The following is a 1,295-nucleotide window of genomic DNA, read 5'->3' on the forward strand; positions in this document are numbered from 1 at the left end:
CCCTAAGACTGGCGCAGTTGGATTGACCCCATTTGTCTTCGCAGGTATAATGACTTTAGCTGGCGCAGGCATGATGAAAAAAAGAATGAAGTAAAGAGGTTGATGACATGGCTGATTTTGGTACCCGTTTAAAAGCCGCAAGAAAAGACAAAAAGATGACACAGAAAGCGCTTGCTGATCGTTTGGGTGTTGAACAGTCCACTGTCTCCAACTATGAAAATAATTTCAGATTTCCAGTTGCATCTGCATTAAGGGAAATTGCAGAACAATTAAATGTTAGTGTGGATTATCTGCTCAGTGGTTCAGAGTTTCAAGAATCAAATTCAAAACCAGAGACTTCGCAAGAAGTCTCTGGTGAATTTTTATCAAATCAAGATAATGATTCACACCCAATATCATCAGAATTAATAAAAAACTTAAATAAATTGCAAACAGAGTTTTTTGAATATCTTAAACATGGTCAATTTAATGAAGCAACGGATTTGATTATTAATAACCGTATTCCTGATATCAATCTTATGCTCTATAATGATTATGTTTTTGTACCAACACTAAGAGATTTAGGCACCCATTGGGAAACGGGACAAATGAGTGTTGCTGAAGAACACATTATCTCTGATGTGATAGATAAGCTAATGACGCGTCTTGATCAAGAAAGTCTTGTTCAGCCTAATTTGAATAAATTATATTCAGCGGCGCTTATGCTTCCAGGTATGGAAGAACATGAATTTCCTTTAAAAATGATTTCGGAAGTTTTTAAGCGTCACGGGTGGTTAACTTATTATATTGGTAAGAATATTCCAATTTCAAGTCTGGAAGATTTTTTTAAGAAAAAGACGATTCATGTGCTCGTATTGTCAGTAACTTTGATCAATCATCTCAATAGCTGTGAAGCGCTGATTCGAGCTATTAGGTCGTTGGATACTGACTTACAGCCAAAGATTATTGTCGGGGGAAATGCCATAACTGACGAGGATTTCGCAGTGAATCAGTTGGGTGCAGATTATTATTTTCCGTCGCTGCAATCACTTGATCGAGCAATGGATGATTTAGAAAATAGTTTAATAGGGCTGCTGCAAAACTACTAAAATTAGTTTTGCAGCAGCCCTCTTTCTTTTCTTTGAGTTCAAATGTTATAAATCCTTTGTTCATCAGGAAGTTGTATTCAAACAGCGCCATCTATAAGCCTTATGCTAAAACAACACGAAATGTGATAAAAATCAAGTAATTGAGAATTATTTTCAAAAAGACGTTGACAAATAACACGATATGTGATATTTTATAGACATCAAATC

At 35.7% G+C, this 1,295-nt stretch carries 2 protein-coding genes; both read left to right on the top strand.

The window, feature by feature from the left end; translation table 11 throughout:
• Positions 1-94 (top strand): LPXTG cell wall anchor domain-containing protein (locus tag BLP63_RS17365; protein WP_139159865.1); only part of this gene is annotated, 94 nt, incomplete at its 5' end.
• 13 nt (positions 95-107) lie between these two features.
• Positions 108-1,088, top strand: coding sequence for a helix-turn-helix domain-containing protein (locus BLP63_RS16645; protein WP_092593596.1), 981 nt, complete (start codon positions 108-110; stop codon positions 1,086-1,088).
• Positions 1,089-1,295: the final 207 nt, after the last annotated feature.

The organism is Acidaminobacter hydrogenoformans DSM 2784 (genome assembly GCF_900103005.1).
Classification (GTDB): Bacteria; Bacillota; Clostridia; order Peptostreptococcales; family Acidaminobacteraceae; genus Acidaminobacter; species Acidaminobacter hydrogenoformans.

Coding starts and splice junctions, on each gene's coding strand:
- BLP63_RS16645 (WP_092593596.1), top strand. CDS start 108: ATGGCTGATTTTGGTACCCGTTTAAAAGCCGCAAGAAAAGACAAAAAG.